The following is a 12708-nucleotide window of genomic DNA, read 5'->3' on the forward strand; positions in this document are numbered from 1 at the left end:
AAAAAGAGAGCACCATGAGTTCCACCCGCGAATTGGGCCGACTGAAGCTCGGCGACGTCCTGGACACACGCGACGCCGTGCACCGGGTCGAAAACGAAGGCGCCGCCACCGAGGACTACTCGCTGCGGCGCGTGCCCGCCACCTGGCGCTGGTCCGCCTGGAGTGCCCTCTGGAGCTACTCCGGCTTGAGTACCTGCATGGCCTTCCCGCTGACGGCGGGCCTGCTGTCGCTGTACTACGGCGCGCCGGCGACCCTCGTGGCCTTCCTGCTGACCGCGATCTACACCGGCTTCGGCGTCTACTACTTCACCAAGAAGTCGGCCGAGGAGGGCACGCTGGAAGTGCTCATGAGCCGCCAGTCCTTCGGCTTCATCGGCGCCTCCTACCAGCTGATCGCCTATGGCCTGCTGGGCGCCCTGTACTTCGCGCTGGAGGGCCACGTGATGGCCAGTGCGCTGACCGAGCTGACCGGCTGGTCGCACTGGGCGACCGCCGCCATCGTCTGCGTGGTCTTCCTGCCGCTGTCCATCTATGGCATGCGCTTCCTGGCGGTGTTCCAGGGCGCCACGATCTGGCTCTATGTGCTGGGCATGCTGGCCGTGCTGTACGTGGCCGCGGCGGGTTCCAATCCCGAAGTGAACGGCGGCCTGGCCGGCGGCGCTTGGTGGCGGGTCAACCCGAGCAACGCGCCCCTGAACTGGGTCACCGTGCTGAGCGCGTTCGGCGCCACCTCCGGCGTGCTGGGTGCGATCCTGATCCTGCTGTGCACCGAGCAGGCCCGCATGGCGCGCCGGCGCGAAAGCCGCAAGGCCGCCATGCTGTTCGCCGGCGTGGGCACCACCTTCGGCCAGTTGGTTGCGCCGCTCCTGGGCATCTACCTCCTGGCCGCCACGGGCGGAAAGATCCCCGACCCGGGAGTCTCGATCACCAAGCTGCTGGGCGGCTTCGGCCTGGCGCTGGTGGTGCTCACGCAGTTGCGCATCAACGTGATCAACGTCTACTTCGGCACCAATGCGCTGCAGAACTTCACCGCCACCGCCACCAAGGTGGGCTGGGGCCGTACCGCGTACCTCCTGCCCTTCCTCGTGATCTGCTACGGCATCATCGTCTCGCCGTGGCTGTCGAAATTCGGCACCATCATGACCATGGTCAGCGTGTTCCTGGTGAACTGGGCCAACGTGATGCTGGGCGAGTTCTGGCTGGTGCGCCGCCGCTACGGCCTGCCGGCCTGGAGCGAGATCCGCCGCGGCTACCTGCCGAGCTACAACCGCATCGGCCTGCTGTCCATGTGGGTCCCGACGGCCGTCGGCGTGGCCATGGGCAGCGGCAGCTTCGGCGCGGAGACCGCGGCCCTGGCCGTGCCGGTCACCGGCCTGGCCGCCTTCTTCATGCCGCTGCTGATCGCCTTCTTCATGGGCGAGGCGGGCGTGGTGAAGCAGTACTTTCCACGCGCCCCGGTTCCCACCAGCAACCTGCCGGAGATGGCGCTGTGCCCGATCGAGGGCGTGACGCACCATCGCAGCGACTTCGTGCAATGCCCGTTCCACGGCAACCAGTTCATCTCGTCCACGGCCTGCGCTGCGGAGCGCAACTGCAAGCAGGTTTGCCAGCGTGCCGAAGCCACCGTGGCCCTGGCCGGCAGCGCCACCCATCCGGTCACCCCCTGAGCCTTCTTCCTCGACCCAACTTTCCGTTCCCGATGTCCGCTGCCCAGCCTTCCGAGATCTACATCTGCAACAACACCGACTGCCGCAGCCGCGGCGCCGACCGGGTGCTGGCCGCCCTGCGCGAGGCGTGTGGCGCGGCGGTGCAGGTCCACACCTACATGTGCTTTTCCGCCTGCAACAGCGGGCCCAACGTGGTGATCCCGCAGCGGCGCTGCTGGCTCTCTTCGGTCACCCCGGAGGACGCGGCCATCGTGTGCGCGGTCGTGGCCGGGGCGGAGCCGCCGGCGAGGCTGCGCGAAAAGAACGACGCCGACCTCGAGGCGCTGATCCTCGGCATCATCGACGCCGGCCTGCTGGCGCCGGAGCAATGACCGTAGGCGTGGCATCGACACTGCGCGGCGGCCATGTGCACGCCAACGGCATCCGCCAGCACTACCTGCACTACGGGCCTGGCGACAGCGCCGCGGGTCGGCCGCCATTGGTGCTGATCCCGGGCATCACCAGTCCCGCGATCACCTGGGGCTTCGTGGGCGAGCGCTTCGGCCGGGCCGCCGATACCTACATCCTGGATGTGCGCGGGCGAGGCCTGTCCGCGGCCGGGCCGGGCTTGGACTACTCGGTACAGGCGCAGGCTGCCGACCTGCTGGCCTTCGTCGAGGCGCTGGCGCTGGAGGAGGTCGACTTCGTCGGTCATTCGATGGGCGCGCGGATCGCCGGCCATGCCGCCGCCTGCCGCCCGCGCGCCCTGCGACGGCTGGTGCTGGCCGACCCGCCGGTCTGCGGCCCGGGCCGACGGCCCTATCCGGCCCACCTGGACTGGTACCTGAAGTCCATTGCGCTCGCCGCGCGCGGCTGCGACGCCGAGGCGATGCGCGAGTACTGCCCCACCTGGAGCGACGAGCAGCGCGCCCTGCGTGCGGAATGGCTGCACACCTGCGATCCGCGTGCGGTCGCCGTCTCCTTCCAGGATTTCCACGAAGTCGATTTCCATGCCGAGCTGCCGGCGATCGCCGTGCCGACCCTGCTGCTCACGGCCGAGCGCGGCGACGTGGTGCCGGATGCCGACGTGGCGGAGATCCGGCAACTGAATCCCCTCGTCGCGCACCGCCGGGTCCCGGGTGCGGGCCACATGATTCCCTGGGACAACCCCGAAGGCTTCGACGCGGCGGTCAGCAAGTTCCTGGGCTTTTCCTTTTGAGAGACAAACGATGGCAGTCAGCGACCAACAGTTGATCCAGGCCTGGAGCGAGGTCCTGCGCCTCAGCCGGACGGCACCCGGCCAGTCCGTTGCCATCCTGTGCAGCGTGGTGACGCATCCGCAGACCCTGCGCTGCGCGACGGTGGCGGCCCAGGCCGCCGGGGCGATGGTCACCCGGATCGAGCTGCCGCCCATCAACGCCGACAAGGCCTTGAGCCGCGACGTGTTCGGCTACCTGGGCGAGACGCCCCTCACCGGCAACGCGACCGCGATAGCCGCCCTCAAGGCCAGCGATCTCGTGATCGACCTGATGGGCCTGCTGTTCTCACCCGAGCAGGCCGAGATCCTGGCTTGCGGCACCCGCATCCTGCTGGCCGTCGAACCGCCGGAGGTGCTGGTGCGCACCGTGCCGACCGCTGCCGACCGCGAGCGGGTGCTCGCCGCCGCCGAGCGGCTGCGCGGCGCCAGGACCATGCACGTCACGTCGCCGGCGGGGACCGACGTGAGCTTCCGCCTGGGCGAGTTCCCGACCATCTGCGAATATGGCTTCGTCGATGCGCCGGGCCGCTGGGACCATTGGCCGAGCGGTTTCTTGTTCACCTTCGCCAACGAGGGCAGCAGCGAGGGCATCCTCGTGATCGACCGCGGCGACATCGTGCTGCCGCACAAGCGCTATGCCAACGAGCGCATCACGCTGCAGGTGCGCGATGGCTACGTGCAGTCGATCGAGGGGGGCGTCGATGCCGACCTGCTGAAGGAATTCATGCGCAGCTTCCAGGATCCGGAGGCGTTCGCGATGTCGCATGTCGGCTGGGGCCTGCAGCCGCGCTGCAACTGGTCCACGCTGGCCCTCTACGACCGCGAGCAGACCACCGGCCAGGACGCGAGGGCCTTCGAAGGCAACTTCCTGTTCTCGCTTGGGCCAAACAATGAGGCGGGCGGCAAGAGGTCCACGCCCTGTCATATCGATGTGCCGCTGCGCCACTGCACTGTGAGCCTCGATGGCGAAGTCGTGGTGCGAGAGGGCAAGGTCCTCGACGGGAACCTGCGATGACGCACGACGTCTATGAGCGCCAAGGCTTCGGCGCGGCACTGCTGCCCCAGCCGCCCTTCGGGTTGCTGGTGGTCGACTTCGTTAACGGATTCGTCGACCCGGACCGATTTGGCGGCGGCAACTGCGCGGAGGCGGCCGACCGCGTGCAAGAGCTCTTGCGACAGGCGCGCGCGCGGCGCTGGCCGGTGGCCCATAGCCGGATCGTGTTCCAAGACGACGGCGCTGACGCTAACGTGTTCGCAGCCAAGGTGCCGAGGTTGTTGGGACTGACGGAGCGCGCCCCTGCCAGCGCGATCATCGATGCGTTGACGCCGGCGGCCGGGGAGTTGGTTGTGCGCAAGACCGTGCCTTCGGCCTTTTTCGGCACCGGCCTGGCGGCCTGGTTGGCGGGGCGCGGCGTGCGCACCTTGCTGGTGGCCGGCGCAACCACCAGCGGCTGCGTGCGCGCCAGCGTGGTCGATGCGATGTCCTGGGGATTCCGCCCCATCGTGGTGACGGACTGCGTCGGCGACCGGTCCCTGCAGGCACATGAGTCGAGCCTATTCGACATGGGCCAGAAGTACGCGACAGCGCTTCCGCGCGATGATTTCCTTGATGCACTTCTCAAGGCTTGAAATTTTGACCGACTGTACTACGGGTGCAGTGTTGCTCTACGATTCTTCGGCCGGAGGCCCGCGCGGGGCCTATGCAGCTATGCCCGAGGCGGTCGGCCACGATCCTATCTTTGCTTGGCTTCATCTTGGACTTGATGCGCTCTATCAGGACGTAGTCGGAAATCGCGCGCAGCCTGGATTCGACGAGCATCCAGGGCATAGCAGTGGCCGCGTGCCGCCGAACGGCGCGTCGTGGTCGCGACGGTGCGCTGCAATATGACACTCGCGCGCATGTTCGGCTTCGAGATCGCGCCCCGATCGACATTCAAACTCCCCGCCTGTGGACTCTCAAATTCCTCTAGGGATTGTATTGTTGACCGATCGCGCCCCGGCCGTGATCGCAAGACATGCGGCAGCCTCGTTCAGCCGGTAGCGCCTACCTTCGAACTCAAGCATGACGGCGCGACGCGTCAGTCTACCGAGGATGCTGCCCCCCAACCGCTCACCTTTCTCGAGACGCTGTGAGCGGTCAGACTTTGCCGAACCGGTCACTGGCCGACTATCGCAAACGGCGAGCCCACTCAGCATAGTTAGGCGATCGGCGTAATGCAGAGAGTCTTTAGCCGAGCGGCTGCGGCGCGCAGTCGTTGTTGCGAGAGGACGCGCCTCGTCCGCGGGCGGTTGGCTAAAGATCCCGCTGAACTGAACCGCCTGCGCAGCAGTGGTGCGATGGGAATTGAATCAGCGCCGACCTGTTGAAGTCGCAAAAAACTGCGCCGTGATGGCAGCCCGGTTGATCCTGACTTTGAGGGCGGGCGGCAGTGACGTATGCGATGGCAATGCCATGGCGGGTACCGACTGATCCCTTCACCGATCATTGGCGCGAACACGCAAAGCGAGACCTTTTGCTGCGCACGACGCAGGCGAGAAGTGCTGGCACTGACGGTTCAAGATCAAGTTCATGGCGGCATGCACGGCGGACCCGTGGCAAGGCGCCAGCCAGGAAGGATTTGATGCGCACCGTCTGACCCCGCCCGCAGTGCGGGCAGTCTCGCAGCGACACGCCCGTGAGGTGGTGATAGTGGTCCCGATAGTCCATTGGTTCACCGGCAACTCGACGACCGGTGCGGGCTCAGCCAACAATTGCCGCGCGGAGCATCTCGGCCGCCGTGGCGCCCCATTCGAAAGCGATCACCTTAATGGGCCTCGCAGCGCCCGTCGTCACGCCTGTTTCGGCCCGATGCACGCCAGCGCATTGAATACGATGGCCGAGCGCGCACCGGCCGGAGCGCAAGCGCCTCTCGAGCTAAGCTAGCGCGAGGAAGAGATCGCTCAGTTGCTGGCCCTGCCCATCAAGGAGATCGCGCGCGAACTCGGCCTGTCGCCCGAGGCGGTGAAATGGCACCTGCGCAATGTCTTCGCCAAACTGGGCGTCGGCACGCGCTACCAGGCGCTGTCTCTACTCCGCGAAAGGCGGTAAGCAGTCACCCAAATTCGCCTTCCTGCTAGCGGTCAACGCGATTTGATCTTGGTTGCGGGATCAGCAGGCACTTGCCCGTCGCCGTGTCGTAGACCGGCTCAGTCACCGTGGCGATCACGTCGCCCGGCAAGTCCGACTTGATGCCTGTCACCAGCGCCCCGGCGATCACCGTTCCGGCCATCACCTGATACGGCGAGGCAGGCATTTGCAGGTTGCCGAAATTGCGGGTTTCCGTAGAGCCGCCTTTCAGGAACGCCTCTTTCTGGTCTTGCTGGTTCTGCGTTGCGGTCGGGTCGGCGGGCTGGGCCCGAGCGGAAGAACACCGTCGAGGCCGCCGGTGCGTCCGCCTCCTTGCGCATGGCATCCTCGGGGTCATGGCCTGGCGGCGCATAAGTCGGCGTCACGTATTGCTGCGACTTGACGATGGCCGGGCCGAGATCACCCGGCAGCGGCGACCCCAGTTCGGGCACGTTCGGCGGCAGCTTGGAGTAATCGGTCGGCAGCGCGTCCAGCCCCTCGGACTTGGAGACGCGATCGACGTTGTAAAGCTGGGTCTGCTCATTGGCGCCGCGCCTGTGCGGCTGAAGCGACCAGATAGTCGCGCCCAGCACGGCGACTGACAGGCCGCCCATCAGCATCGCCAGCGTGCGCCGGTTCAATCGAGTCACCGGACGCGGCTGGGCGCGCAGCGCCACCGCCTCCGGCGCGACCTTGCCCGCCTGCGGCGAGGCACGGTCGAAAGTATCGTATTGGTTCATGGTCAGTTCCTCCGCATGCCGTCCGTGCGCTCGATCTGCACCACGTCGCCCTTGTCGCCGCCCAGGCGCATCTCTGCCGCGCCGAACAGCCGATCGACGATGTAGTACGGCGCACGGAAGCGGTAGTTCATCAGTTGCCCGTCGCCCTGCGCACCGATCACGAACAACGGCGGCAGCTCGCCTTGCGCGATGCCAGCGGGGAACTGGATATAGACCTTCTCGCCATCGTCGAAGGCGCGCAGCGGCTTCCACGGCGGGTTGCTGCCGCTGATCGCGTAGCGGAAGGGGATCTTCTCCAGCGGCAAGCCAGAGTCCACCGGTTCAGCCGCGCTCGCGGCCTGCGCCTGGCGCTGCAAGGCAAGCATCCTGTCCTTGGGGTATTCCCAGGACACCGACGCCATCCATGTCTTTTCGGTCGAGGCCAGCTCCAGCAGGTACGTGCGCCGACTGGTCGTGATGACCAGATTCGTCTTCAACCCCGAGCGGATGGGCTTCACCATCACATTGACCCGCAGCGCATCGCCGCTGCCGCTCAATGTGTCTCCCACGATCCAGCGCACCGTGTCGCCCGCGACCACCGTCACCAGTTCCTCGCCCGGCTGAAGCGCGATCACGGTCACGCGGCCCACGGCCGCATAGACCTGATACAGCGCGCCGTCGGTGAAGGGCCAGACCTGAATCGCATTGACGTAGCCCTCGCGCGTGGGCGCGACGCGGGCCAAGCAGCTCAATCAACTGTTCGTGCCGGAGGTCAAAGCCGCGCAGGATGCGGGCGATGTTCGCGGCGATGTTCCCGCTGGGCTGCTCATGGTCACGATGGGCGGCCTGATGCAGTATTTCCTGCACAGCGACGTGGAAACCAACGATGCGCTGGCTGTCACTGGCGCGCGCCCGATGACAGACGACCAGGCGCTGGGCTACCTGTGGGGACTGATCGCCACGGTGCCGCCAGCGCCTACATCGGCAACGAAAAAGCGTCGCACGCCGGCAAGGGCGAAGTGACACCAAACCGCAAGGAGATCAGCCAATGCCAAACCCTTCACTCGGCGTCATAGACACCGGCCAGTTTCCCATCGTATGCATCCACGGCCAAGCCTGGTTCCTGGAAACGGACTTCGCATTATTGAAGACCTGGAGACAATGATCCGGCATGCCAAGGCGTTCGTACTCGTTCATCGTCAATGGTGATGATCCTGCCCAGCGCCACCATGATGAGGACAAGGCGCGCATGCTCTGGCTGAAGGAGAACAAGGGCCGCTTGGCGAGCGTCTGCCAAGGCATCGTGTCCGTCATGCAGGACAGCCAGCGCCTGCCGTTGGTCGAGAAGCAGGCTGCGGGACTACAGGCCGCGTTGGGCATCCCTTTCCTGGTCACAGCAAACCTCAGCGATGCGAATGCGCAAGCTATTTCCCTGCTGCAAAACACGGCGGCGGGGTCAACCGATTGAGGGGCCGCGCTGCCGCCCGACTTCCCACGACACCCCGCCGCCGCGCACCATTGCCGCAAGCTGCTGACCCAGCCGCTGCTCGATCACCGGCTTCCACGGCACCAGGCTGAACCCCATGCCGTCATTGAGCATCGCATAGCGCCCGCTGGCGAGCATGACGCTGCGGCGGTAGATGCCAGCGACGCGCTGCCCATCGGCCACGGGGCGATGCTCCAGCCCAGTTTCGGCGGCAATGTCCTTGGCGGCCCGCGCCAGTTCCCGGTTGCGCAGCGTGCCCAGCAGGTTGCGCGCCAGAATCACGCGCTGCCCGCGCCGCTCGGCCAGTCCCTGTTCGGCCAGGAAGTCGGCGCGTTGCTGCATCGCCTGCTTGGCGTCTGCGCCAAAGCCCAGATCGCCCAGCCGCGAGCCGCCGCCGATCAGTTGCTGGTCGAGCCAGGTGGCGCCGATCACGCGCGCCTGGCGCTCGATGGGCAGGTGCGATTTCAGCTCCACCGCCACGCCACCCAGGCGCTGCGCGTCATAGCGGCGGCCCTGCTCGGGCAGGTCGTCCGGCACCTTCCATAGCCCCTCGGCCACGCGCTCTACGATGCCAGCGCGGCGCAGGGCTTCGAGCCGTCGGACATGGGCCGCCACCACTTCCTCCGGATCGCGGCCTGGCACGGCCTGGCCCTGCGCGATGGCGAGATGATGGTCGGTGCGATACAGGCCATCGCTCGCTAGCGCGGCGATGTTTTTGTCTGCTGCCCGCACGTCCGCCGACCCCTTCACCTCCACCACGGCGCCGATCGGATAGTTCGCCAGTTCGTCGCGGGCATTGAGCGCAACGTAGTGGGCCTTGCCGTCTACCCCGTCGATGACCAGATAGCCCCGGTCGCGCAGCTCGTCGGCCAGCCCCTTCGCGGCCACGCGGCCGAGGATGGTTCGGCCATCGTCGCCCGGCTCGAACACCGCCACCTCACGCGGCTCGCCGCGCATGGCCCACTGCATGGTGCGGATGATGTCGCCGCGCTCGCCCAGGGCGCGCAGGGTCTTTTCCGCGTCGGCATGGACGGCCCAGGTGCCAAGCTGCGTCTCGTCGGCCAGGCCAAGGCGCTGCAACCGTTGCAGGCGGCCGATCAGTAGCAGGCGCTGGCATTGCAAATTCGGCTCGTTGAGGCGTTCGACATGCAACAGGCCATCGTCGCCCAGTTCGCGTTTGAGCGTGCGATCCAGGCTCGTCCACCGCTCTTGCTCCACCTCGCGCTGCAAAGTCTGCTGGATCTCCAGCTCGGTGCGCGGCCCCAGCCATTCGGTCGCCAGTTCGGCGGCCCGGTGTCGGAATCCATCGGCGATGTAGTCGCCCGCGATGATGAGGTCTTTGCCGGTGTCGTCGCGCCCGCGCACGACGATGTGCGTGTGCGGGTTGTCGGTGTTCCAGTGATCGACGGCCACCCAATCCAGCCGCGTGCCCAGATCGGCCTCCATACGGCCCATCAGGTGCCGGGTGTAGGTGCGCAGGTGTTCCAGTTCCGCGCCATCCTCGGGCGAGAGGATGAAGCGGAAATGGTGCCGGTCATCTGCGCAGCGTTCCTTGAACGCATCCAAATCGGCCTCGTCGGCCTGTGGCCCGTAGGCCCGGCCTGGCTCGCCATCGCGGCCCACGCCATCGCGCTCGATGTAGCGCAGATGCCTGGTGAGCGACCGCGGGCTCGCCTTGTGCCGGTTGACCAGCAAGGTCTTGATGGTCACCCGCCGGGCCATGGGCGTCAGCCTCGCACCGGCGAAGCGTGCAGCCGCATGGCCGCGGCCCAGACGCGATCCTGGCCGCTGGCCGGCCTTCCGGCTGACCGCAGGACGGCGCATCGAGGATTTGCCGCCACTGGTCTTTCCGAGCTCCTTGAGCACCCTGGAGACGAAGCCCTGGCGCCGGCTCTTCGGGGCGCCGGGACGAACCCGGAAATCGTCCGCGCGGCGATCGCTCACGGCCGCGTCCTCGGAAGGCTGCGGCGTCGTCCAGCGTACGAGGCACGTGGATGCGCCCGTGGCGACGCGGGATCCGCGGCCTGCACGGCACAACGGACAAGCAGAGGTGTGCCGCACCAACCCCACGTGCAGACTGGCTTTGCGGGCGGCCGGGTGCCGCCCCCTTTTGTCTTGCCCTCCGTCTGCGCCTTCCGCATGTGCTCCCGGCTCCGACCTACCGCCAGCCGCGCACGACGTGCGCAACGCTGCCCGTGGGGCAGCGGCGGTGCAGCAGGTGCTGCACGCTGGCGGCGGGCTCCCTGCACGAAGGGATGCAGCACGGACGCGCGTCCGGCTGCAGTTCGACAGCATGCTCGGTCGCGGGATATCGCAAAGTTCATGGCGCACTCCATGTCCACAAAGGCCGCGCGACGCCGAGCACGGCCGACGCGGCAATGGGCCCGAAATACCGGCTATCGAACGACGCCGGGTTCGTGTCGCCGAGCAGGAACAGCTCGCCCACCGCGAGGGGACGGCACTGAGACCATGCTTGCAGCGGGCGATGCGCGCCGTCATGCGTGCGCACGTTCGCCACCACGACGCCATCGATGCGCACAACCTGCTCCCGAACGCACGCCGATTGCGGCGCGAGTGCGCCGATGCGCTTGAGGATCGGCACGCCCCTGGGCAGGTAGCCGCGCTGCCCTGCGAACGCTGCCACGTCCGCCGGGAGCCGGGCCAGCACGATGCTGCCTACGTGCAGCGACGCTAGGTTTTCCATGCGGTCGATGCGGTACCAACCGCGCGGTACGCTGTCGCTCGGGTTGTAGACGACGAGGACGCCGTCGTCTATTGCCACCGGCATGACGGCAGGCGCGCACAGCGCAGCCAGACCGACGCCCATACAGGCGAAGAGCAGGCGCGGTGTCATCGCAGCGCCGCGCGCGCCAGATGCGCCGCATGCCGTTCGGCGGTGTAGGCCGGCAGCGGCTGGCGCGCAGCCAGCCGGTTGCCGACCGTGCGCCAGTACGTGAGGGCCACCGCGCGCGGGTCGATGCGCAACGCCCCGATGGTGTCGACCAATGCGAGCACGGCCTTGACCTGCGCCTCGCCGTTCGCGCGGAGCAGAATGCGCGCGCCCGGATGCACGCCGGCAACGCGCTGCGCGCCGTCGAACGGCATGGGCGCCTGCAATACCATCAATTGCCATAGCGCCGTGCCGTAGTCGTTGCCGATCCACTTGACGCGGCAGCAGACCGCCTCCGGCTCGAAGCTCGCGACGCGCCGCCAATGGTCGAGGACGGTCTCGCGCACTGGCCGGCCGAAGCGCAGCCAGACGTTCACCCGATCTTCGACGAACGCGAGTGAAACCCGCATGTGCGCAGGCCGCTGCGGCTGCGCGGCTTGCGGCGAGATAGGCATGACGGCCGGCGTCGAATATGAAGGCAGCGCTGTCATGGCTCGCCTGCACCGTACTCGCGCTCCAGCAACTCGCGCAGCATCTCGGCCGCAGTCACGCCGCGCTTGAATGCGACCACTTTGATGTGTCCGCGCAGCGCGGGCGTCACGTTGATGGTCAGGCGTGCGGTATAGATCGACGCCTTGTCCGCAGCCGCCGGTTCGTCGGCACGCCGCACCCAGGCCGATGCTGGGTCGGCCGCCGGTTTGCTGCCGATCGGTGCCCGCTTCTGCGTTACGGATGGCGCCTGCACCGTCATCGCAGCATCTCCCGCACGGCCTGCGCCAGCGCGGCGATCTCGCGCGCGGCTACGCACTTCGGCGCCGTTTCGCCAGCGAGCCGACCGGCGGCGACGCTGTCGGCGAACACGATGCGCTGCGAGATTTCAGCGTTCAGGGCAGCGAACGGCTGATCGGCCAGGGCCGTGCGCGCTTCACGACCGATGACCGTGCCGACCACGCGCCGATTGATCACGAATGCCGCGCGCAATGCAGGGCGGAACACTCGCGCTTCGATAACGAGCTGCACCATCTCATGGCTGGCCCACACGTCGTAGGCACTGGGCTGCACCGGAATCAGCACGAGGTCGGCGGCCAGCAACGCGGAGCGCGCGAGGGCCGCGACCCGGGGCGGCCCATCGATCACCACGAAGTCGGCCTGCAAAGCGACCTGCGGCGCCTCCTGGTGCAGACAGTCCCTCGCCAGCCCGAAGACGCCGTAAAGCCGCTCTTGGCCGCTCTGAAGCCGCCGCTGCGCCCAGTCGAGGGCCGAGCCCTGCGGATCGGCATCGAGCAGCGTGACGCGGTTTCCCTGCAGGGCCAGTTCGCCGGCCAGGTGCGTGGCGAGTGTCGTCTTGCCTGCCCCGCCCTTCTGGTTGAGCAGCGCGATCACCTTGCCGGGGCGGCCGTCCTTTCTTCCTGGCGAGCTGGTTTCGGATGCTGGGTCTGCCTGATTTGCAGTCGCCGAACCATTGCCCATTTTTTGAGCAGTATCTGCTCGCGCGCGCGTGACTTCCATTTATGTATCCCTTTAGATGTTTAGGGAGGTCCCAAACCGTTGCTGGGCGCGGCCTGCGGGCTGTTTGGCGCCGGTGATCCACCGATAGATGCGC

At 67.3% G+C, this 12708-nt stretch carries 13 protein-coding genes and 3 pseudogenes; 8 read left to right on the forward strand and 8 right to left on the reverse strand.

Annotated elements, in window-relative coordinates; all coding sequences use genetic code 11:
- Positions 1-14: 14 nt before the first annotated feature.
- Genes E5CHR_RS21215 through E5CHR_RS21235 form a run of 5 tightly spaced genes read left to right on the forward strand, consistent with a single transcriptional unit; the run spans position 15 to position 4533 of the window.
- Positions 15-1667, forward strand: coding sequence for a purine-cytosine permease family protein (locus E5CHR_RS21215; protein WP_162581684.1), 1653 nt, complete (start codon positions 15-17; stop codon positions 1665-1667).
- 32 nt (positions 1668-1699) lie between these two features.
- On the forward strand, positions 1700-2038 hold the full coding sequence (locus E5CHR_RS21220; RefSeq protein ID WP_162581685.1) for a (2Fe-2S) ferredoxin domain-containing protein: 339 nt from the start codon (positions 1700-1702) through the stop codon (positions 2036-2038).
- An 8-nt stretch (positions 2039-2046) separates the two neighbouring features.
- The gene (locus E5CHR_RS21225) at positions 2047-2865 is read left to right on the forward strand and encodes an alpha/beta fold hydrolase (RefSeq protein ID WP_162581686.1); all 819 of its coding nucleotides are present in this window, start codon (positions 2047-2049) and stop codon (positions 2863-2865) included.
- A 10-nt stretch (positions 2866-2875) separates the two neighbouring features.
- Positions 2876-3919: a 2,5-dihydroxypyridine 5,6-dioxygenase gene (locus E5CHR_RS21230; protein WP_162581687.1), complete on the forward strand. Its 1044-nt coding sequence runs from the start codon at positions 2876-2878 to the stop codon at positions 3917-3919.
- On the forward strand, positions 3916-4533 hold the full coding sequence (locus E5CHR_RS21235; RefSeq protein ID WP_162581688.1) for an isochorismatase family protein: 618 nt from the start codon (positions 3916-3918) through the stop codon (positions 4531-4533). Before E5CHR_RS21230 ends, E5CHR_RS21235 begins: the two co-directional genes overlap by 4 nt.
- Before the next feature lie 938 nt (positions 4534-5471).
- On the opposite strand, the pseudogene E5CHR_RS32155 reads toward E5CHR_RS21235, so the two are convergent.
- Positions 5472-5661 (reverse strand): annotated as a pseudogene (locus tag E5CHR_RS32155) (IS91 family transposase); the annotation flags it as partial.
- A 178-nt stretch (positions 5662-5839) separates the two neighbouring features.
- Here E5CHR_RS32155 and E5CHR_RS31850 point away from each other — a divergent pair.
- Entirely contained in the window at positions 5840-5992 is a 153-nt protein-coding gene (locus E5CHR_RS31850) for a LuxR C-terminal-related transcriptional regulator (protein ID WP_443083120.1), read from the forward strand.
- Positions 5993-6044: 52 nt separating this feature from the next.
- Here E5CHR_RS31850 and E5CHR_RS21245 read toward each other — a convergent pair.
- Positions 6045-6750: pseudogene (locus tag E5CHR_RS21245) on the reverse strand (TrbI/VirB10 family protein); the annotation flags it as partial.
- 2 nt (positions 6751-6752) lie between these two features.
- Positions 6753-7469, reverse strand: a pseudogene (trbG, locus tag E5CHR_RS21250) (P-type conjugative transfer protein TrbG); the annotation flags it as partial.
- Between the two features lie 22 nt (positions 7470-7491).
- Here trbG and E5CHR_RS21255 point away from each other — a divergent pair.
- Together E5CHR_RS21255 and E5CHR_RS21260 are read left to right on the forward strand one after the other, a co-directional pair.
- Positions 7492-7752: a hypothetical protein gene (locus E5CHR_RS21255; RefSeq protein ID WP_232062143.1), complete on the forward strand. Its 261-nt coding sequence runs from the start codon at positions 7492-7494 to the stop codon at positions 7750-7752.
- Between the two features lie 148 nt (positions 7753-7900).
- Complete coding sequence (locus E5CHR_RS21260) at positions 7901-8197, forward strand: hypothetical protein (RefSeq protein ID WP_232062144.1); 297 nt, start codon at positions 7901-7903, stop codon at positions 8195-8197.
- Here E5CHR_RS21260 and E5CHR_RS21265 read toward each other — a convergent pair.
- The 5 genes from E5CHR_RS21265 to parA form a co-directional block, all read right to left on the reverse strand.
- Complete coding sequence (locus E5CHR_RS21265) at positions 8186-10159, reverse strand: relaxase/mobilization nuclease and DUF3363 domain-containing protein (protein ID WP_162581689.1); 1974 nt, start codon at positions 10157-10159, stop codon at positions 8186-8188. The two genes, E5CHR_RS21260 and E5CHR_RS21265, sit on opposite strands and share 12 nt — an antisense overlap.
- 376 nt (positions 10160-10535) lie before the next feature.
- On the reverse strand, positions 10536-11069 hold the full coding sequence (locus E5CHR_RS21270) for a S26 family signal peptidase (RefSeq protein WP_162581690.1): 534 nt from the start codon (positions 11067-11069) through the stop codon (positions 10536-10538).
- Positions 11066-11596, reverse strand: coding sequence for a DUF2840 domain-containing protein (locus E5CHR_RS21275; protein ID WP_443083088.1), 531 nt, complete (start codon positions 11594-11596; stop codon positions 11066-11068). Before E5CHR_RS21275 ends, E5CHR_RS21270 begins: the two co-directional genes overlap by 4 nt.
- The gene (locus tag E5CHR_RS21280; protein WP_162581691.1) at positions 11593-11856 is read right to left on the reverse strand and encodes a chromosome partitioning protein ParB; all 264 of its coding nucleotides are present in this window, start codon (positions 11854-11856) and stop codon (positions 11593-11595) included. The genes E5CHR_RS21275 and E5CHR_RS21280 overlap by 4 nt, the downstream gene beginning before the upstream one ends.
- Positions 11853-12614: a ParA family partition ATPase gene (gene parA / locus E5CHR_RS21285; RefSeq protein WP_232062145.1), complete on the reverse strand. Its 762-nt coding sequence runs from the start codon at positions 12612-12614 to the stop codon at positions 11853-11855. The genes E5CHR_RS21280 and parA overlap by 4 nt, the downstream gene beginning before the upstream one ends.
- Between the last annotated feature and the right edge of the window lie 94 nt (positions 12615-12708).

The sequence above is a fragment of the Variovorax sp. PBS-H4 genome (assembly GCF_901827205.1).
In the GTDB taxonomy this organism is placed as follows: Bacteria; Pseudomonadota; Gammaproteobacteria; order Burkholderiales; family Burkholderiaceae_C; genus Variovorax.

Excerpts from the sequence above, each read along its gene's own strand:
- E5CHR_RS21215 (WP_162581684.1), top strand. The coding sequence starts at position 15 with ATGAGTTCCACCCGCGAATTGGGCCGACTGAAGCTCGGCGACGTCCTG.
- E5CHR_RS21220 (WP_162581685.1), top strand. The coding sequence starts at position 1,700 with ATGTCCGCTGCCCAGCCTTCCGAGATCTACATCTGCAACAACACCGAC.
- E5CHR_RS21230 (WP_162581687.1), top strand. The coding sequence starts at position 2,876 with ATGGCAGTCAGCGACCAACAGTTGATCCAGGCCTGGAGCGAGGTCCTG.
- E5CHR_RS21235 (WP_162581688.1), top strand. The coding sequence starts at position 3,916 with ATGACGCACGACGTCTATGAGCGCCAAGGCTTCGGCGCGGCACTGCTG.
- E5CHR_RS21260 (WP_232062144.1), top strand. The coding sequence starts at position 7,901 with ATGCCAAGGCGTTCGTACTCGTTCATCGTCAATGGTGATGATCCTGCC.
- E5CHR_RS21270 (WP_162581690.1), bottom strand. The coding sequence starts at position 11,069 with ATGACACCGCGCCTGCTCTTCGCCTGTATGGGCGTCGGTCTGGCTGCG.
- E5CHR_RS21275 (WP_443083088.1), bottom strand. The coding sequence starts at position 11,596 with ATGACAGCGCTGCCTTCATATTCGACGCCGGCCGTCATGCCTATCTCG.
- E5CHR_RS21280 (WP_162581691.1), bottom strand. The coding sequence starts at position 11,856 with ATGACGGTGCAGGCGCCATCCGTAACGCAGAAGCGGGCACCGATCGGC.
- parA (WP_232062145.1), bottom strand. The coding sequence starts at position 12,614 with ATGGAAGTCACGCGCGCGCGAGCAGATACTGCTCAAAAAATGGGCAAT.